Below are 19078 nucleotides of genomic sequence, written 5' to 3'. Positions count from 1 at the left end.
GCTTACTCCCGTTTATACTTAAGCCTTGTTCCGCCGGAAAAAAATCCCCGTAGTGTCAGAAGCTCGCGGAGGACCGCATGGCCAGATCGATGCTGATCCCTGGTTGTTGTCTTACTCTTTTGTCGCTCATCCTGACAGCAGGCACAGCCGGGGCGGACGAGGGGAAGGATCTCTTCCAAGCACGCTGCGCCAGCTGCCACACGGTGGGAGGCGGCGATAGTGTCGGTCCTGACCTCAAGGGGGTGGGGAGCAGGCGCAGCAGCGATTGGCTGGTGCGGATGATCACCGAGCCCGACCGGTTGAGCGCCGGCAAGGACCCGACGCAGGTTGGGCTGGTGAAGAAGTACGGCATGGAGATGCCGAAACTGGGAGTGAGCCGCGAGGACGCCCAGAAGATCATCGCATTTCTGGGCGGGGGCTCTACCGCCGCTCCTGCCGCACCGTCCGGCACCGCCGTCCCTGCCGGGCCGGAGGAGGCGTCTCCCGCCGCCCCGCCGGCAGTCACCGTTACCCCGCAGCTTCTGGACCAGGGGCGTGCCCTGTTCACCGGCAAGACACCTTTCGCAAAGGGAGGTGCCCCCTGCGTCTCCTGCCATGATCTCCATTACCCCGGCATTCACGGCGGCACGCTGGCCGCCAACCTCACCGGCATCTACGCGAGTATGGGGGAGAGCGGGGTGCGCGGCGTGCTGGGGAGCTTGAGCTTCCCGGTCATGAAGCGGGTCTACGCGGACCGCCCGCTGACTGAAGCGGAGACCGCCCCGCTGGTGGCGCTCTTCGAGGATGCCGCCGCCCGGAAAACGACCGAAACCTCTCCCTTCCCGTACAGCGGCCTCGGCTTTTTCGCTCTCTTTATCGTCGCCTTTATCGCCATCAGGAGGAGGATCCGATAATGTCCTCAGACCGGTTCAAGGATGAGCCCTGCCGCGGCAGGTGCGGCTGGGAGGAGTTCTACCGCAACCGCCACCAGTACGACAAGGTGGTGCGCACCACGCATGGGGTGAACTGCACCGGGAGCTGCAGCTGGCTTGTGCATGTGAAGGACGGCATCGTCGCCTGGGAGCTGCAGGCCACCGACTACCCGCAGTTCGATCCGGCCATCCCGAACCAGGAGCCTCGCGGCTGCGCCCGAGGCATCAGCTTCTCCTGGTACCTGTACAGCCCGATGCGGGTGAAGTATCCCTACGTGCGGGGGGTGCTCCTGGACCGCTGGACCGAGGCGAAGGGGAAGCATGGTGACCCGGTGCTTGCCTGGCAGAGCATGGTCGAGGAGCCGCAGGCGCGCGCCTCCTGGACCGATAAGCGCGGCATGGGGGGCTTTCGCCGTGCCTCTTGGGAGACGGTCGAGGAGATCATCGCCGCCTCCACCATCTACACGGTCAAAAAGCACGGGCCGGACCGGGTGATCGCCTTCTCCCCCATCCCGGCCATGTCCATGATCAGCTACGCAGCCGGCACCCGCTTCATCTCGCTCTTAGGTGGGGTGGCGCTCAGCTTCTACGACTGGTACTGCGACCTCCCGCCGGCCTCACCGCAGGTCTGGGGAGAGCAGACCGACGTGTATGAGTCGGCCGACTGGTACAATGCCTCCTACATCGTGGTCTGCGGCTCCAATGTCCCGATGACCCGCTCCCCCGACGCCCACTACCTCGCCGGGGCCCGCTACCGCGGCGCCAAGGTGGTGGTCATGTCCCCCGACTACTCCATCGCCACCAAGTTCGCCGACGCCTGGATCCCCGCCTCCCGGGGGCAGGACGGCGCCTTCTGGATGGCGATCAATCACGTGCTCCTCAAGGAATTCTACGTGGAGCGCCAGGTCCCCTTCTTCACCGACTACGTGAAGCGTTTCTCCGATCTCCCATTCCTGGTGAAGCTCGCCCCGGCGGCGGAGGGTAAGAAAGATGTTCTCACCGCCGGTGAGTTCCTCCGGGCCGAAGAGATCGAGCGCGGGGCGGGACTGGAGAATGCCGCCTGGATCCTCTGTGTCGCCGACCAAGGGGGTGAGGTGCGGATTCCCAAGGGGAGCATCGGGTCGCGCTGGGCGGAGAAGCTCGGGGATTGGAACCTCGACATGGTGGATCTCGCCGACGGCGGCGCCATCGACCCCGCCCTCACCCTGCTGGGAGGGGAGACCCGCCGGGTCCGCTTCCGCTTCGCCGGAGAGGGGGACGCGCTGCGGGAGGTCCCGGTCCGCCGGGTGGCGACGCTCCAGGGGGAGGCGGTGGTGACCACGGTGTTCGACCTCTTGCTGGCCCAGTTCGGCGTCTCCCGCAACCTGGCCGGAGAGTATCCGGCCGATTACGACTCCGAGCTCCCTTTCATGCCGAAGTGGCAGGAGAAGCATACCGGGATAGCGGCGCAGACCGTGATCGACATCGCGCGGGAGTGGGGGACCAACGGCGAGCAGAGCGGCGGACGCAACCTGATCATCATCGGCTCCGGGGTGAACCACTGGTACCACAACGACCTCCTCTACCGTGCGGCCATCACCGCCCTCATCCTGACCGGGAGCGTCGGCCGCAACGGCGGCGGTCTGGCACATTACGTGGGACAGGAGAAGGTGGCGCCGCTCGCCTCCTGGTCCGCGGTCGCCATGGCCAGCGACTGGGTGAAACCGGTCCGGCTCCAGAGCGCTCCCAACTTCTGGTACATGCACAGCGACCAGTGGCGCTACGACCGGGGGATCAAGGATTACTCAGCGGTCGAGGGGGAAACCGGCATGCCCTCTCATGTGGCGGACCTGAACGCCAAGGCGGTGCGGCTGGGATGGCTTCCTTTCGCCCCCCACTTCGACGAGTCGACGCTCTCCTTGGCCGAGAAGGCGAAGGCGGAAGGATGCACGAGCGACGAAGAGATCCGGGCCTGGCTGGTGGAGCGCCTGAAAAAGGGGACCACCCGTTTCGCCAGCGACGATCCCGACGCCCCGGAGAACTTCCCGAGGCTCTGGTTCATCTGGCGCGGCAACGCCATCGCGTCGAGCGCGAAGGGGCACGAGTTCTTCCTGAAGCACGTGCTCGGGACCACCAACAGCTCGGTGGACGCCGTGGAGGCCGCCCGCGGCCAGGTCTCCGAGGTGAACTGGCGCGAGGAGGCACCGCGGGCCAAGGTGGACCTGGTGGTCGACCTCAACTTCCGGATGGACACCTCCGCCATGTACTCGGACATCGTCCTCCCGACCGCCACCTGGTACGAGAAGAGCGACCTGAACACCACCGACCTGCACTCCTTCGTGAACTGCATGGACGCGGCGGTACCGCCGGTCTGGGAGTCGCGCAGCGACTGGAAGATCTTCACTGCCATCGCCCGCAAGGTGAGCGAGCTCGCCGAGACGCACCTCCCGGCGCCGGTCAAGGACGTCATCGCCCAGCCGCTTTTGCACGACACGCCGGGAGAGATCGCCCAGCGCGAAGTAAAGGACTGGAAGCTTGGCGAGTGCGAGCCGGTGCCGGGGCGCACCATGCCCCAGCTCGCGATCGTGGAGCGGGACTATACCAAGATCTACCAGCGCTTCCTGTCGCTCGGGCCCGCTATCGCGCACCTCGGTGCACACGGGATCTCCTACGATGCCGGCGACATGCACCAAAGCCTGGTGAGGCAGATGCCGACCCGCAGCTGGGGCGGGGAGCGGTATGTGGACCTCAGCGATGAGCGGGTGGTGGCGGACGTGATCCTCTCGCTGGCGCCGGAGACCAACGGCGAGCTGGCCCGGCGCGCCTACGAAAATCTGGGGCAAAGGGTAGGGAAGCCGCTGGGGAAGCTCGCGCGGGGATCGGAGAATTTCAGGCTCCACTGGGAGGACATCGTCAAGAAGCCGCGCCGGGTGATCAACTCCCCGATCTGGAGCGGCCTGGTCAATAACGGGCGTGCCTACGCACCCTTCGTGCTGAACGTGGAGCATGGCGTTCCCTGGCGCACCCTTTCCGGGCGGCAGTCGGTCTACCTGGACCACCCGTACTACACCTCCACCCACGAAGGGCTTCCCACCTTCAAGGGGAGGCTCGACCCGGCCATGCTGGACGAGATCGTGGGGGAGGGGGGGCTCGTCCTCAACTACCTCACTCCGCATGGCAAGTGGAGTATCCACACCACCTACCGGGACAATCTCAAGATGCTCACCCTGTCGCGCGGCGGGGTCGAGCTCTGGATGAACGATGGGGATGCGGCGGGGGCCGGCATCGAGGACAACGAGCCGATCGAGGTCTACAACGCCAACGGTGTGGTCACCTGCCGGGCGGTGGCATCCTCCCGTATCCCGGCCGGAGCCTGCATCATGTACCACGCCACCGAGCGGACCGTGGACATAAAAAAATCGCGCAAGACCGGCAAGGTGGGCGGCGTCCACAACAGCCTTACCAGGATCCGCCTGAAACCGGCGCTGCTGCTGGGAGCCTATGCGCAGTTCAGCTACTACTTCAACTACTGGGGACCGACCGGCGTGAACCGCGACTGCTACGTCGTCGTCCGCAAGCTCAAGGGGTGAGAGATGGACGTCAGAGCCCAGATCGTGATGGCGTTTCACCTGGACAAGTGCATCGGCTGCCATACCTGCTCCCTCGCCTGCAAGAACATCTGGAGCGACCGGCGCGGGACCGAGTACATGTGGTGGAACAACGTGGAGACCAGGCCCGGCGTGGGATATCCGCGCGGCTGGGAGGACCAGGAGCGCTACCGGGGGGGGGGGGTGGCCGAGGGGAAGAACGTGAACCTCAAGTCGATGGGGAAGGGGAGGACGCTCGCCAGCCTTTTCTTCCAGCCCAACCTGCCGCGGATCGAGGATTACTACGAGCCGTTCGATTACGACTACGGGAATCTGGCGGGGGCTCCGGAGGGCGACGACCAGCCGGTCGCCAGGGCGCTCTCGCAGGTTTCCGGCCAGCCGATCGAGCATATCCAGGGGAGCGCCAACTGGGACGACGACCTGGGAGGCTCGCGGCTTTACGCCGCCAGCGACCCGAACCTTCCCGACGCCGCCATCGTCGAATCCTACGCCACCATGTTCATGCAGTACCTGCCGCGCATCTGCAACCACTGCCTGCACCCATCCTGCGTCGCCTCCTGCCCTTCGCGCGCGCTCTACAAAAGGGGCGAGGACGGGGTGGTGCTGGTGGACCAGAACACCTGCCGGGGGTGGCGTTTCTGCATCAGCGCCTGCCCCTACAAGAAGGTTTATTTCAACTGGAAGAGCGGCAAGGCGGAGAAGTGCATCTTCTGCTACCCGCGGGTGGAGACCGGGCAGGTTAACGCCTGCGCCCAGAGCTGCGTGGGGAGGATCCGCTTCGTGGGAGTGCTCCTCTACGACGCGGACGGGGTGGCTGAGGCGCTGCTGCAAAAGGATGCCGACCTGGTGGAGGCGACCCGGGCGCTCATCCTCGACCCCAAGGACCGGGAGGTGCAAAAGGCCGCGGCGAAAAACGGGGTCTCGGAGCAGTGGATCGAGGCGGCCATCGGCTCTCCGGTGTATGCCCTCGTGAAGGAGTTCCGGCTCGCCCTGCCGCTGCATCCCGAGTTCCGCACCATGCCGATGACCTACTACATCCCGTCCCTCTCTCCGGTGCTCTCCACCATGGGCGACACCTACCGACTCATGGAGAAAGGGACCATCTCGCTCCCCGAGACGCTGAGGGTCCCGGTCGACTACCTGGCGCGGCTTCTCGCCGGCGGGAACCGCGGGATCGTGGAGGAGGTGATGCGCAAGCTCTACGCGGTGCGGGTCTTCATGCGCGGGGAGAACCTGGGGCAGCCGGCCGATCCGGCGATCTTGCAGCAGGCCGGCCTGGACCGGGAGGGGGCGCTCCGCCTCTACCGGCTCTTCACCATCGCCGGTTTCAACGAACGTAACGTGATACCGCCGCAGCAGCGGGAGGGGCAGACGCCGGAGCTGCGGAAACAAGAGGCCGGTTTCGGCATCCTGCAGCGGGTGAAGAGCGAACGGAACGACCTCACCCGCCGGGGAGGTAAGGATGACTAGGGGCGAAACCTATCAGGCGCTGTCACGGCTTTTCGAGTATCCCCGCGAGCGGGAGGAGTTGCTCCAGGGGCTTAAGCGGGTGGCGGTTTACTGCGGGAGGGAGGGGCTGGAATTCAAGGCGGCGCCTTACCTCGCCTTCGTGGAGGGCGCGAGCCTGGAAACGCTCCAGGAGGATTTCGTCGCCACCTTCGACTTCGACCCGGCCCGGGCTCCGTACCTGGGGCACCACCTGTACGGCGACCCCCGCCAACGGGCGGAGTTCATGATCCGGCTGAAAGGGGCCTTCGAGCGGGCGGGTTTCTCACCGGAGGGGTGCGAGCTTCCGGACCACCTTTCCGTGCTGCTTGCCTTCCTTTCCCACCTGGAAGGGGATCCAGGCGGGAAAGGGGTATCCGAAGCTGCGGAGAAGATTCTGCGTGAGGGGGATGAGCGGGGGGAGCTGGATAAGCCGAACGACCCGAGCGACCGGAACTACCCGGATGACCTGGATGAACCGGATGACCTGGAAGCGTGGTGCCGCCGCCTCGTGGCTGAAGAGGTGTTACCCGGAGTACGGAAGCTTGGGTGGGGCGAAGAGAAGGGGAACACGCACTGGCTTCCCCTGTTTGCCACCGTCGAATCGCTCCTTAGCGCAGACGGCAAGGAGGTACCGGCATGAACACGTTCATCTTCGTGGCGCTCCCCTACCTGGTGCTCGCACTGCTGTTCCTGGTGACCATCTACCGCTACCTTACCAACCGGCTCACCTGGTCTGCGTACTCGACGGAGCTTTTGGAGCGGAGGCTTCTGTACTGGGGATCGAACCCTTGGCATTACGGTATCATCCCGCTGCTGCTGTTCCACCTGGTTCCTTTCCTCTTCCCCGGGCTGGCAGCGGGATTTTTGGGAAACCAGCAGACGCTGCTCGTCCTGGAGAGTCTGGGACTGGGGCTCGCGTTGCTGGCCCTGCTGGGGATCCTGATCCTGACCCTGCGCCGCGTCAACACCGCCATGCTGAAGCGGAGCACCTACTTCTCGGACTGGCTGATCCTGTTCCTGCTGCTGGTGCAGGTCGGCTCGGGCGTCTACATCGCGGTGGCCCTGCGCTGGGGATCGCTATGGTACCTGCATGCCGCGGTTCCCTACTTCTGGTCCATCTGGTCGGCCAACCCGCAGCCCGAATACCTGGCGGACCTCCCCGCGGTGGTAAAGGTACACGCAGCCTGCGCCTTCCTCATCCTCGGGGTGCTCCCCTTTACCAAGCTGGTACACCTCCTCTACCTTCCCATCGACTTCCTCAAGGACCAGCCGATCCTGTACCGCTGGCGGGGGAGGGAGTAAGATAGGCGTTGAGGTGAATACATATGCCAAGACGCGAACTTGGGGAGTGGAACCCGGAGAACGAAACATTCTGGCGCAACGAAGGTAGGGCCATCGCCAACCGCAACCTCTGGATCTCCATACCCTGCCTCTTCCTTTCTTTTGCGGTCTGGATGGTCTGGAGCGTAGTGGTGGTCAACCTGCAGGCGGTAGGCTTCGGCTTCGACGCCGAAAAGCTCTTCTGGCTCGCCGCCCTCCCGGGCCTCTCCGGGGCAACCCTCAGGATCTTCTATGCCTTCATGGTCCCCATCTTCGGCGGCCGCACCTGGACCACCCTCACCACCGCCTCCCTTTTGATCCCCGCCGTCGGCATCGGCTTCGCCGTCCGCAATCCCCATACCGGCTACGGTACCATGCTGATCCTGGCGCTCCTCTGCGGGCTGGGAGGCGGGAACTTTGCCTCCAGCATGTCCAACATCAGCTTCTTTTTCCCCAAGTCGCAGAAGGGGACCGCGCTGGGGTTGAACGCGGGGCTCGGGAACCTGGGGGTGAGCGTCATGCAGTTCCTGGTGCCGCTGGTGATCAGCACCGGCACGTTCAGCCGGCTCTGCGGCGCCCCGCAGGTCTGCGTGATCAAGGGGGTGGCCAGATCGGTCTGGATGCAAAACGCCGGCTTCATCTGGGTCCCCTTCATCCTGGCCGCCACGCTTGCCGCCTGGTTCGGCATGAACGATCTCGCCAACGTCCGGGCCTCCTTCCGGGATCAGGCGGTGATCTTCCGGCGCAAGCACAACTGGATCATGTGCTGGCTCTACCTGGGGACCTTCGGCTCCTTCATCGGCTACTCCGCGGGACTCCCGCTCCTCATCAAGTCCGAGTTCCCCGCCATCGATCCCGTGCAGTACGCCTTCCTCGGCCCCTTAGTGGGGGCGGCAATCCGGCCGGTGGGAGGGTGGCTTGCCGACCGGCTGGGCGGGGCGCGGGTGACCTTCTGGAACTTCTTCGTCATGGCGGCGGCGGCGCTCGGGGCGCTCCACTACCTGCCGCACGACGGCTCGGCCGGGAGCTTCGCCGGCTTTCTGACCATGTTCATCCTGATCTTCATCGCCACCGGGATCGGCAACGGTTCCACCTTCCGGATGATCCCCATTATCTTCCTGACCGAGCAGCAGCGCGCAGCCGGGAAGGGTGAAGAGGCGCAGCGCCAGGCGCAGGCCGCGGCGGGGAAGGAGGCGGCCGCGGTGCTCGGATTCAGCTCCGCCTTCGCCGCCTACGGCGCCTTCTTCATCCCCAAGAGCTTCGGCAGCTCTCTCGTGTTGACGGGAACCCCGGCGGCTGCCCTTTACGGCTTCATAGCCTTTTACCTTAGCTGCATCGTCCTCACCTGGTGGTTCTACTCCCGCAAGAACGCCCCCATGCCGTGCTGATCGCCCCGGTGCAGTCTCTCCGCATTTTCCCGCTGCCCCGAGGCGGGAAACCGGCATCGCCTCTTGAGTCTGTCAACGATCTCATGTACAAGGTGGGGACAAGGTACCCCATGAGGCGATTGGGGACCCAGCCGGAGCAACTTCATGACGGGAGGGGCGGGTGATTCGAAGCGTAACGAAAGACGATGCCGAGGCGATCTGCCGTATCTACAACCACTACATCGTGAACACACCGATCACCTTCGAGGAGGAGCCCCTCACCGCCGCGGAGATGGCGGCCCGTATCGAGGAGTACACGCGGGACTATCCGTGGGTGGTCTATGAGGACGAGGGGGGGATCCGCGGATACGCCTATGCCGGCAAATGGAAAGGGCGTTCGGCCTACCGCTTCACCGTGGAGAGCAGCATCTATCTCGATGCTTCGGCAACCGGGCGCGGTTTGGGAACGCTCCTTTATGGAGAACTGCTGGCACAGCTGAAATCCACGCAGGTCCATGCCGTCATCGCCGGGATCACCGTTCCCAATCAAGCCAGCATCGCCCTGCATGAAAAAGTGGGTTTCAAGAAAATAGGCGAATTCCGGGAAGTGGGCTGGAAGTTTGGACAGTGGCTCGATGTCGGGTACTGGCAACTGCTGCTGCCGCGCTAGGGAGTCGCGATGCGATCCTTCGCGCAAAAGTACGGAAAAGGCCGGGAGCTTACGACTCCCGGCCTTTTTCCGTTGAAGCGTCACACCATGGTCGCGATCGTTTTTCTGAATCGCGCCAGGGCGAGGGCGAAGAGGATCGTCCCGATCACCGCCAGCGCGGCGAACTGTGGCCACACTACCGCAAACCCGGCACCCCGGTAGAGGATGGCCTGCGCCAGGAGCACGAAATGAGTGGTTGGCGCGGCAAGCATGATGACCTGAACGAAGGCGGGCATGCTCTCCCGCGGGGTGACGCTCCCGGAAAGGATCTCCAGCGGCAGCAGCACCAGCATCAGCAAAAGGCCGAACTGCGGCATGGAGCGGGCGACGGTGCCGAGGAAAATCCCGAGCGCGGTGGTGGCGAAAAGGTGCAGCGCCGTTCCGGTGACGAATAGGGGGATGGACCCTTCGATCGGCACCCCGATCACCCCGTGGACCACCAAAAGAAGCGACAAAACCGATCCCACCAGCACCACCAGGGCCATGGACCACACCTTTCCCGCCATGATCTCGAAGGGAGTCACCGGCATCACCAGCAGATGCTCCACCGTCCCGTGCTCCCGCTCCCGGATCAGCGCCGCTCCGGTTAGCGCGATGGAGAGGAGGGTGATGTTGTTGATGAGCTCCATTACCGCGCTGAACCACGATTTGTTCGCCTGGGGGTTGAAACGCACCCGCATGGCGAGGTCGGCCGGGTACGCCGCCACCGACCGGTGCCGCTGCACGAAGGCCCGGATCTCGCCATTTACGATCTCCTGTATGTAGCCGCTTCCGGCAAAGGCCTGAGTCATCCGGGTGGCGTCCACGTTGAGTAGCAGGCCGGGGCTCCTCCCGGCCAAAACATCGCGCTGGAAGCCGGGAGGAATGAGCAGCGCGAAGGTGTCGGCACCGGCATCCATCCGGGCGTCCATCTCCGCCAAGGTGGTGATCCGCGGTTTGAGAAACAGCGGGGGGTAGAACGCATCGGCGAGCTCGGCCGAGAGCTGGGAGCGGTCCTCGTCCACGATGGCGAGGGGCGCCTTGTGCAGGGTGTCCGGTATGGCGGTGGCAAAGGCATAGATCGCCACGGTGAACACGTAGACGATGAGCACGTCCATGATCGGATCGCGCAGCATGCTCCGCAGCTCTTTTACCCCGAGATGTACGACGTTGGCGGCGCTCATTGTCAGCGGTCCTGTTTTTTGAGAAACACCACGCCCAAGGCGATCAGCAGCGGCCCGGAGATCAGCAGTGGGGGAAACGCCGCCCGCAGTTCCTGAAAGCCGAGCCCTTTGGAAACAACGCCCCGTACCACCACGAGGAAATGGGTGGTGGGATACCACCTGCCGATGAACGCGCCGATCCCCTCCAGCGAAGAGACCGGTTCGATCATGCCGGAGAACTGGATGGCGGGGAGGATGCTCAAAACGGCCGTTCCGAACAGCGCGGCGACCTGGGTCCGCATGAAGGCAGAGACCACGAGACCGAACCCGGTGGCAACGCCCGCGTAGAGGAGGGCCGCGAAGGTGAGGGTGGCGAGGCTACCCTTGATCGGGATGCCGAACGCAAAAACGGTGAGGCAGACCAGCAGCGCGAAGTTCAGCATGGTGACCGCGAGGTAGGGGATCTGCTTGCCGAGGAGAAATTCCAGCCGGGTGACCGGCGTCACGTACAGGTTGACGATGGAGCCGAGCTCCTTCTCGCGCACCACCGAGAGGGCGGTCAGCATGGCCGGGATCAGCATCAGCAGCAGGGGGATCATTCCCGGCGCCATGGCGGGGAGGCTTTTGACGTCGGGGTTGTAGCGGAAGCGGGTTTCGATGACGGCCAAGGGCGGGGCGGCAACGGTGGTGGTGCGCTGCCGGGCCTGGGTTGCGAGCCAGTGGGCGTGCATCCCCTGCACGTAGCCGCGTACGGTCTCGCCCCGGGTCGGCATGGCGCCGTCGATCCATGCCCCCACCGAGACGGGGGTGCCGCGCTTGAGGTCGCGGGCAAACCCGGGGGGAATCTCGACCGCCAGGCTGATCTCCCCGGACCGCATGCGCCGGTCCAGGTCGGCATAGTCTTTTATCGGCGGGCGCCGGCTGAAGTAACGCGAGCCGGAGATGTTGTCGAGGTAGTCGCGGCTGAGCGTGGTCTGGTCCAGGTCCAGCGAGGCAAAGGCCAGATTCTCCACGTCGAGGTTGATCCCGTATCCCATCACCAGCATCAGTATCATGCTCCCGGCCAGGGCAAGGGTGAGCCGGATCGGATCGCGGCGCAACTCCAGCGATTCGCGGCGGGTGTAGCTGTAGAGCCGCCGCAGGCTGAAGCCGCCCGGTGCCGAAGCGGTCCGCTTGGCGGAGCCGGGAGCCGGGGCCGGTTCCCCTGCGCGTCCGGCCGGCGTCGACGCAGCGGTCCCTCCCGCCTCGATCTTTTCCGCGGCCACCTCCGTTTCCGCGGATAACGTGGCGCTGCTCGCTTCCTCCAGGTAGCCGATGAAGGCCTGTTCCAGCGTGGCGGCCCCCCGCGAGCCGATCAGGGCCTGGGGGGCATCGCTCACCAGCACGCGGCCGGCATGCATCAGGGAGATTCGGTCGCACCGCTCCGCCTCGTTCATGAAGTGGGTGGAGATGAAGATGGTGACCCGGTCCCGGCGCGCCAGATCGATCATGATCTGCCAGAAAGCGTCCCGCGCCACCGGGTCCACCCCGGAGGTCGGCTCGTCGAGGATGAGCATCTCCGGCCCGTGGATCATCGCCACCGCGAGCGACAAGCGCTGGCGCTGCCCCAGCGGAAGCGACTCGGGAAGGGCGTCCATAACGGCTTCGAGGCCGAAGCGCTCGGCCATCTCCTGCACCCTCGGCTCGATCCGCTCTCGGGGAATCCGGAACAGGCGGGCGTGCAGCACCAGGTTCTGGCGGACCGTCAGTTCGGTGTAGAGGGAAAAGGATTGGGACATGTAACCGACACGGCGGCGGGTGTCGAGGTCGTGAGGGTCGACCGGCTGACCGAAGAGGGAGGCGCTTCCCTCGCTTGCTTCCAGCAGGCCGGTGAGCATCTTCATGGTGGTGGTCTTGCCGCAGCCGTTGGAGCCGAGGAAGCCGAAGATCTCTCCGCGCCCGATGCTGAAGCTGACGTGATCGACGGCGACGAAGCCGCCGAAGCGCATGGTGAGGCCGTGGGCCTCGATCACCGCGGCGCCGTCAGGGTCGTCGCTACGGGGCGGAATATGGATGGGGTGGTGTCCCTCGCGCTGAGCGCTGGGGAGGAGGGCGATGAAGGCCTCTTCCAGAGAGGAGGCTCCGGCCCGTTCCAGGAGTCCGGACGGCGTCCCGGTAGCGAGGATGCCCCCGGCGTTCATGGCCACCAGCCAGTCGAAGCGGGCAGCCTCTTCCATGTACGCGGTGGCGACGAGCACGCTCATCCCCTCGCGCCCCCTCCGGATCCGGTCGACGAGTTCCCAGAACTGCCGGCGCGATAGGGGATCGACGCCGGTGGTGGGTTCGTCCAGGACCAGCAGGTCCGGGTCGTGAATCAGCGCGCAGCAAAGCCCCAGTTTCTGCTTCATCCCTCCGGAAAGCTTGCCGGCCGGGCGGCTGGCGAAGGGGGCGAGCCCGGTCGCGGCGAGGAGTTCGCCGATGCGCCGCTCCCTTTCCCGGCGGCCGTGGCCGAAGAGCCGTGCGAAGAAATCGACGTTTTCGAAGACGGAGAGGGTCGGGTAAAGGTTCTTGCCGAGCCCCTGCGGCATGTAGGCGATGCGGGGGCAGACCGCACTGCGATGCCGGGCGTCGGCCATATTCCCGCCGAGCACCTCGACCCGCCCCCCCTGCACCGCTCGGGAGCCCGCGATAAGCGACAACAGGGTCGACTTGCCAACCCCATCCGGCCCGATGATCCCGGCCATGCAGCCGGCGGGGATCTCCAGTTCGACGGATTCGAGGGCGATGGTGCCGCCGTAGCGCAGGGTGACGCCGGAAAGAGTTGCCACCGGGGGGCACGTCATGCTCGTACCGGTGGCGCCGTCCGCGTTCACTGCGGGACCCTCACCTGCAGGCGGGCGGGCCACGGCGCCGCGGGATCGAGCTTGACGAAAGCGACTCCGGGGAGCCCGGTCTTCACCCGGGCGATGTTTTTCTGGAGGAGGTCGACGGGGATGTGGGCCCGCACCCGGAACATGAGCTTCTCGCGCTCGGAGGCGGTCTCGACGGTCTTCGGGGTGAACTGGGCGACGTCGGCCACGAAGGAGACCTTGGCCGGAATCACGAAGCCGGGAGCGGCATCGAGGGTGAGCCGCACCTCGCTGCCGAGCGGAACCCGTCCCGCCGCGGTGGTGGGAAGGAAGAAGGTCATGTAGACGTCGGTCAGGTCGACCAGATTCAGAACCCGGCCTCCCGCGCCGACCACCTCGCCCGGCTGTGTCACCAGGTACTGCACCCGTCCGCTGCGGGGGGTCTTGAGGGCGCTGTCCTTGAGATCGGCCTCGATTCCCGCGACTACCGCCCGGGCCGCCTCGACCCCGGACTCGACCCCGGAGATCTGGCTCCTGGCGGTTGTTACGGCCGCTTCGGCGGCGGCGGCCTGGGCTCGTGCGGCGGCGATGGCCGCTTCAACGCTGGCCAGACGCGAGACGTCGTCGTCGGCCGACTGCCGGGACGCGGCTCCTTTCTCGGCCAGGGCTGCGGAACGGGAGGCGTGCTGGCGGGCATTCACGAGCTCCGCCTCGCGCTGCCGGACCAGTGCCAGGACTGCCTGTTTCTCGCTCTCCCTCTGGGCGAGCTGGCTTTGCGCGGTCACGACCGCGTGTTCGGACAGCTTCAGTTGCGCCTTGGCCTGGCGGAGGTGGGCCTCCATGTTTTCGGTGTCCATGGAGGCGACGACCTGCCCAGCCACGACCAGATCGCCTTCCCGGACCGCGACTTCACGGACCCGGCCGGCGATCTTGGCCGCCACCTCGATCTCCGTCGCCTCGATCCGTCCGTTGCCGCTGACCAGGGCGTTGCTGTCATCCCGCATGCCGAATTTCTGCCAGGCGATCCACCCGGCGAGGCCGCCGGCGATGACCGCTGAGATGGCGAGTACCACTCTCTTTTGCCGAGTCGTCATAGCACAATCCTCCAAACGGCATCCGCTACCCTGCCACACTCCGCCGGCCCCTTTCTCTTCCCGCCACGCTGAGATTGTTCCGGCGGCCTTGCTCACTGTCAGACAGGACGCAGGCATACTCACAAAGTCTAGCTCTAACGGGATAGATTGCAGCAGAGTCTGCCCCGGACACTGTTAAGAATTTAAAATTTTTATCTTTTGCCCGGTACCAGCAGGCCCGGTGAGAGAAAGCGGCTGGTCTGGAATAAAAAAAGCCGCAACCTGGTTTGGTTGCGGCTGGTAGGCCTGTCTTCAACGCGGTGGGTGATGCTAAGGACGAATAAGACTAAACCATACGGTCACGGGATCATGACGCTTACCGGGCGGCTCCAGGCGCCGTGTTCGTCCTTGCCCACCTGTCGCCCCCTGAAGTTGCAGCGGCGGCCCGACTCAAGCCCGCTCCCGCTCCCCTTACTTCCGCCGCTGGTCTTGAAGTGGGCCCAGTTGGCTTCAACGGTGGGATCGCTGTAGGTATATTGGATCTCGAGGGCCCTCCTGACCGCTCCCTCGGCCTTGTACAGCACCGTTCCCTCCAGGGTGGGATGGGGGGACACCGCGAAACCTTTCAGCACCAGCCGTTCCATCTGGAGCTTGAGGGAGGCTTTCGTGCCGGCGGGTTTAAGAAGAAAATCCAGCTTCAGCTTGACCGGGAGGGCATCGTCTTCTCTGGCCGCCAGCAAAACGAAATCGACGAAGTTGATGAAGTGGGTGTTGACGACTCCCCTCATGGCGTTTCTTTGGAGTACCGCCAGGTTTTCGTTGGACTGGGCCGCGTTCTGCACGGTCTTGAACCCATAGAAAATGTCGCCTAGTTCCGGGGGCCCCTTCACGACCTTGGGAAGCGGGCCTTCGATCGGGTTTTGTTTCACGTACACCTCGACGGTTGGCTCAAACGAGTTGATGAAGGTTTGATGAGGCATGCGCGTGATCTGGGACTTCGTGTTTCCAGCCATAGGTACCGCCTCCTTTCCCTGTTCCAGGGGTAGATCGCTCTTCCTGCTTTGCCGTATAAGAACCTTGTCGGCAGGTGTTTCTATTACTTTAAATATTTTTAATTTTTTTAACGACTAGCCCCGTCAGCTGGCGTTCCGCCAGGGCACGTGCAGCGAGCGCCGCCCGCCCCCCGGGGCGGATGCTGAAGGTTCACCCCCCTCGGTGCGGTATATTTTTCGCGGCGCTCAGCGCTTTTGCAGGCGCCCTGACGTCTTTTGCCGAGCCGGTTGCAAAAATACAGAGTGTCCAAACCGTGCCTGGAGGGCTCCGAAAGCAGAGAAACGGGAGAAGCGACCAAAAAATAGGGTTTGGGAAGGGATGAACGGGTTCCGGCACGCCGAGAAAGGGGCGAGCCCGCGAGAAAATCGGTTCGCAATCCTGCATGAGCCTCCGCAAGAAATTCTCGAGCCTCTGCAAAAAATAGGAGGCCGGGCAACATCGCGGAGCTATGGACCGCCCTCCCCGGCGGTCGGTAGGTGCCGCGGCCGCGCAAGCCGCATCGAAAAGGGGACCGGCTCTCAAGATTCCCGGTCCCCTTTTCATCTCCCTCATCGTTAAGCGCAAGCCGCATCACCCGCCTTTTTTGGCGGCCACCTTCCTGGTGAACTTGTCGTAGTCGATCGCGAAGCGTTCGTGGCGGCCGCGGGCTATTACGTCCACCTCGTCGCGGGCCTCGATCTCCCAGACCGTGCGCTTGCCTTCGACCTCCACGAGGCGAACGGTGGCCGATACCTCCATTCCCGCGGGAGTGGCGGCTTCATGGGTGACGTTGATCATGGTCCCCACCGTCCGTTCGCCCTCCTCCAGATAGGGAGCCAGGGCCTCCATGCAGGCCCACTCCATGAATCCAACCAGATAGCCGGTGGCGAAAACCTCCGGCATCACTGCGAAGAACGGCGACTCCGGGTACAGAAACGGCACCGTACGCTCCCTGGGAACCCGGTAGTTGAGGGTGTGTTTCAACCCGGCTGGCAACTCCTTCATAATGCGTCCCCCTTTCGTCCCTTTTACCCCTTCAGGCAATCCCACCGGCCCTGAGGACGGGCGGTAGGAGACCTCTGCCGTCGAGGCTTCGCCCGGAGCATGAAGCAGGATCTCCTCGCGTGCCTTTCGCGATTTAGCACGCCATGGTGTTATAACAAAATATACAACACGAGTGCCGATCCCGGTTGTTCCGAGGAGAGATGTACGAAAAATCGCTTGGAAAAAAAGAGCGGCAAGTCTCAGTGCTTGCCGCTCTTTTCTTCTTCGTGACTCCGTGGACGGGGTCTACTGCGCCTTGAGCCCCCCGCTGTATTTTTCCCTCAGCTTCATCTTGCTTATCTTCCCCACGCTGGTCTTTTCGAGCTCCTCGACGAACTGAACCTTGAGAAGGACGATCTGCTTGTTCACCACCCCGGTATCGGCGTATTCCTTGACATGGCTGGTGATATCCTTCTTGGTCAAGCCGCTCTCCGGACGGGGCACCACCAGTGCCAGGGGGCGTTCCCCCCATTTGGCGTCGGGGGTCGCGATGACGGCCACCTCGGCTACCCCGGGATGATGGGCGATGATATCCTCGACTTCCAATGAGGAAACCCATTCCCCGGCCACCTTGATGACATCCTTGCTCCGGTCGGTGATCCGCACGTACCCGAGCTCGTCGCGCACCGCGACGTCGCCGGTGTGCAGCCACCCCCCTTCCCAGAGCCTTTCCGAAAACTTGGTCTCCTTCAGATACCCCTGGGTCAGCCAGGGAGCCCGCAGCACGATCTCGCCGGTGCTCGCGTCGTCACTGGGAAGTTCGGTGAGGTTGCCATCCACCACCCTGAGATCGACCAGCGGGTTGCTGCGCCCCGTCTTGCACCGGATGGTCGCCTGTTCCTCCGGACTCAGTTCGAGCATGTCGGACGTCAGATGGGAGAGGGTGACGATGGGGCAGGTCTCGGACATGCCGTATCCGGTGAATGCGTCGATGCCGCGTTTCAGGGCCTCGATGCACAAGGACCTTGGGAACGCGGCCCCGCCGATGATCACCTTCCAGTTGCTGAAGTCGATCCGCTCGGCGAGCGGGTGTTTGAGCAGCATGTGAAGGATGGTCGGCACGCAGTGGGAGAAGGTGACCTTTTCCCGCTCGATGAGATCCAGCAGCACCTCGGGGACGTAGCGTCCCGGGTAGACCTGCTTCACCCCCAGCATGGTCGCGACGTAGGGGAGCCCCCAGGCGTGCACGTGGAACATGGGGGTCACCGGCATGTAAACGTCGTCGCAGTGAAGGCGGCCATGTCCGGAACTGGCCCCGAGGGCGGCCATGGTGCCGAGGGTGTGCAGCACCAGTTGCCGGTGGCTGAAATAGACCCCCTTCGGCATGCCGGTGGTGCCGGTGCTGTAGAAGGTGGTGGCGCGCGCATTTTCGTCGAAATCGGGGAAGTCGAATTCGGCGGGAGCCGCGGCAAGCAGTGCTTCGTATTCTCCTTCGAAGGGGATGGTCGTGGCCGGGGTGGAAAGCTCGTCGTTCAAGAGCACATACTTTCTGACCGTGTCGATCCGGCCCCGGATCTGTTCCAGGGTAGGGAGGAACTCGCGGTTGACCAGCAGGACGTCGTCTTCGGCGTGATCGATGGTGTAGAGGATCTGTTCCGGAGAGAGCCGGACGTTCACGGTGTGGAGTATGGCTCCGATCATCGGCACGGCGAAGAAACATTCCAGGTAGCGGTGGGAATCCCAGTCCATGACGGCAACGGTATCCCCCTGCTTTACCCCCAAGGCGGTCAGTGCGTTGGCGAGCCGGTGCACCCGCCGGCGAAGTTCGCGGTAGCTGTAGCGCGCCCCGCGGTACACGATCACCTGTTCCGGGTTGTCCCGCACCGGGCAAAACAGAAGGTTTTTGATCAAAAGCGGATAGTCATAGGCGGACTGGGTACGCGGTATGATGGACACGGACACGGCGGGTAACTCCCTTCAATAAGTTCATTCCTCTGGAAAACGTAAAAGAGCCGCAGGACATTGTCTCGCGGCTCTCTTACTGACTCTATCCGGCGCTTAGAACGGGATCTCGTCGTCGGGGTTGAAGACGGGCTCTTCGTAGCCGCCCTGCTCCTGCTGACCGTAGCTGCGGCCGCCGGAGGAGCGCTGGCCGCCGCCCTGGCCGCCGCCTTCGCCTTTGCCGGAGAGCATCTGCATCTTCTCGCCGACGATCTCGGTGGTGTAGCGGTCCTTGCCGTCGCGGTCCTGCCACTTGCGGGTCTGCAGCCTGCCCTCGATGTAGATGGTCTTCCCCTTGGAAAGGTACTCGCCGGCGATCTCGGCGGTCCTTCCCCAGAGGGTGATGTTGTGCCATTCGGTCTTCTCTTCCCACTCGCCGTTCTTGTTCTTGATCCGGTCGGAGGTGGCCAGCGAGAAGGAGGCGACTGCGGTGCCGCTGGGGGTGTAACGGACTTCCGGATCCTTCCCGAGGTTGCCGATGAGCATCACCTTGTTGAGACTTGCCATGTGGTTGTTCTCCTTGCGTAGATATTTAAACGATAGCGTTTGAAGTAGAAGCTTTCCGGCTGGGAATCGGAAAGGAAAACTACCATGAAGCTCCCCTCCACGCAACAGAAATGCTGGGGACCTGCCGGA

14 protein-coding genes are annotated in these 19078 nt (G+C 64.2%); 7 read left to right on the top strand and 7 right to left on the bottom strand.

Features of this window, described 5'->3' with window-relative positions:
* The first annotated feature begins 77 nt into the window (after nucleotides 1–77).
* From L4X63_RS03715 to L4X63_RS03685, 7 genes are all read left to right on the top strand, one after another.
* Entirely contained in the window at nucleotides 78–893 is an 816-nt protein-coding gene (locus tag L4X63_RS03715; RefSeq protein WP_250677241.1) for a c-type cytochrome, read from the top strand.
* Nucleotides 893–4480, top strand: a complete 3588-nt coding sequence (locus tag L4X63_RS03710) for a nitrate reductase subunit alpha (RefSeq protein ID WP_250677240.1) — start codon at nucleotides 893–895, stop codon at nucleotides 4478–4480. The genes L4X63_RS03715 and L4X63_RS03710 overlap by 1 nt, the downstream gene beginning before the upstream one ends.
* Nucleotides 4481–4483: 3 nt before the next feature.
* A complete protein-coding gene (gene narH / locus L4X63_RS03705; RefSeq protein ID WP_284694450.1) occupies nucleotides 4484–5968 on the top strand; it encodes a nitrate reductase subunit beta in 1485 nt (494 codons plus the stop codon).
* Nucleotides 5961–6626: a nitrate reductase molybdenum cofactor assembly chaperone gene (locus tag L4X63_RS03700; RefSeq protein ID WP_250677239.1), complete on the top strand. Its 666-nt coding sequence runs from the start codon at nucleotides 5961–5963 to the stop codon at nucleotides 6624–6626. The genes narH and L4X63_RS03700 overlap by 8 nt, the downstream gene beginning before the upstream one ends.
* On the top strand, nucleotides 6623–7288 hold the full coding sequence (locus tag L4X63_RS03695) for a respiratory nitrate reductase subunit gamma (RefSeq protein ID WP_250677238.1): 666 nt from the start codon (nucleotides 6623–6625) through the stop codon (nucleotides 7286–7288). The genes L4X63_RS03700 and L4X63_RS03695 overlap by 4 nt, the downstream gene beginning before the upstream one ends.
* A gap of 23 nt (nucleotides 7289–7311) precedes the next feature.
* Nucleotides 7312–8694: a NarK family nitrate/nitrite MFS transporter gene (locus L4X63_RS03690; RefSeq protein ID WP_250677237.1), complete on the top strand. Its 1383-nt coding sequence runs from the start codon at nucleotides 7312–7314 to the stop codon at nucleotides 8692–8694.
* A 160-nt stretch (nucleotides 8695–8854) separates the two neighbouring features.
* A complete protein-coding gene (locus tag L4X63_RS03685) occupies nucleotides 8855–9343 on the top strand; it encodes an arsinothricin resistance N-acetyltransferase ArsN1 family B (RefSeq protein ID WP_250677236.1) in 489 nt (162 codons plus the stop codon).
* An 80-nt stretch (nucleotides 9344–9423) separates the two neighbouring features.
* Here L4X63_RS03685 and L4X63_RS03680 read toward each other — a convergent pair whose 3' ends face one another.
* From L4X63_RS03680 to L4X63_RS03650, 7 genes are all read right to left on the bottom strand, one after another.
* Nucleotides 9424–10545 carry an ABC transporter permease gene (locus tag L4X63_RS03680; RefSeq protein ID WP_250677235.1) on the bottom strand — a complete coding sequence of 374 codons (1122 nt, stop codon included), beginning with the start codon at nucleotides 10543–10545 and terminating at the stop codon, nucleotides 9424–9426.
* 2 nt (nucleotides 10546–10547) lie between these two features.
* Nucleotides 10548–13331, bottom strand: a complete 2784-nt coding sequence (rbbA, locus tag L4X63_RS03675; protein WP_502799894.1) for a ribosome-associated ATPase/putative transporter RbbA — start codon at nucleotides 13329–13331, stop codon at nucleotides 10548–10550.
* Nucleotides 13332–13372: 41 nt separating this feature from the next.
* Nucleotides 13373–14446 (bottom strand): HlyD family secretion protein, encoded by a 1074-nt coding sequence (locus L4X63_RS03670; protein WP_250677233.1) that lies wholly within the window; start codon nucleotides 14444–14446, stop codon nucleotides 13373–13375.
* Between the two features lie 338 nt (nucleotides 14447–14784).
* On the bottom strand, nucleotides 14785–15438 hold the full coding sequence (locus L4X63_RS03665; protein WP_250677232.1) for a hypothetical protein: 654 nt from the start codon (nucleotides 15436–15438) through the stop codon (nucleotides 14785–14787).
* Between the two features lie 610 nt (nucleotides 15439–16048).
* Nucleotides 16049–16462 carry a thioesterase family protein gene (locus L4X63_RS03660; RefSeq protein ID WP_250677231.1) on the bottom strand — a complete coding sequence of 138 codons (414 nt, stop codon included), beginning with the start codon at nucleotides 16460–16462 and terminating at the stop codon, nucleotides 16049–16051.
* Nucleotides 16463–16747: 285 nt separating this feature from the next.
* Nucleotides 16748–18403 (bottom strand): fatty acid--CoA ligase, encoded by a 1656-nt coding sequence (locus tag L4X63_RS03655; protein WP_250677230.1) that lies wholly within the window; start codon nucleotides 18401–18403, stop codon nucleotides 16748–16750.
* Between the two features lie 96 nt (nucleotides 18404–18499).
* A complete protein-coding gene (locus tag L4X63_RS03650; RefSeq protein ID WP_250677229.1) occupies nucleotides 18500–18949 on the bottom strand; it encodes a single-stranded DNA-binding protein in 450 nt (149 codons plus the stop codon).
* Nucleotides 18950–19078 lie beyond the last annotated feature (129 nt).

Origin of the sequence: Geomonas sp. Red32 (genome assembly GCF_023652955.1) — a bacterium.
Taxonomy (GTDB): domain Bacteria; phylum Desulfobacterota; class Desulfuromonadia; order Geobacterales; family Geobacteraceae; genus Geomonas.
The sequence above is the reverse complement of the archived record's forward strand: the minus strand, read 5'-3'. Positions and strand labels throughout refer to the sequence as shown.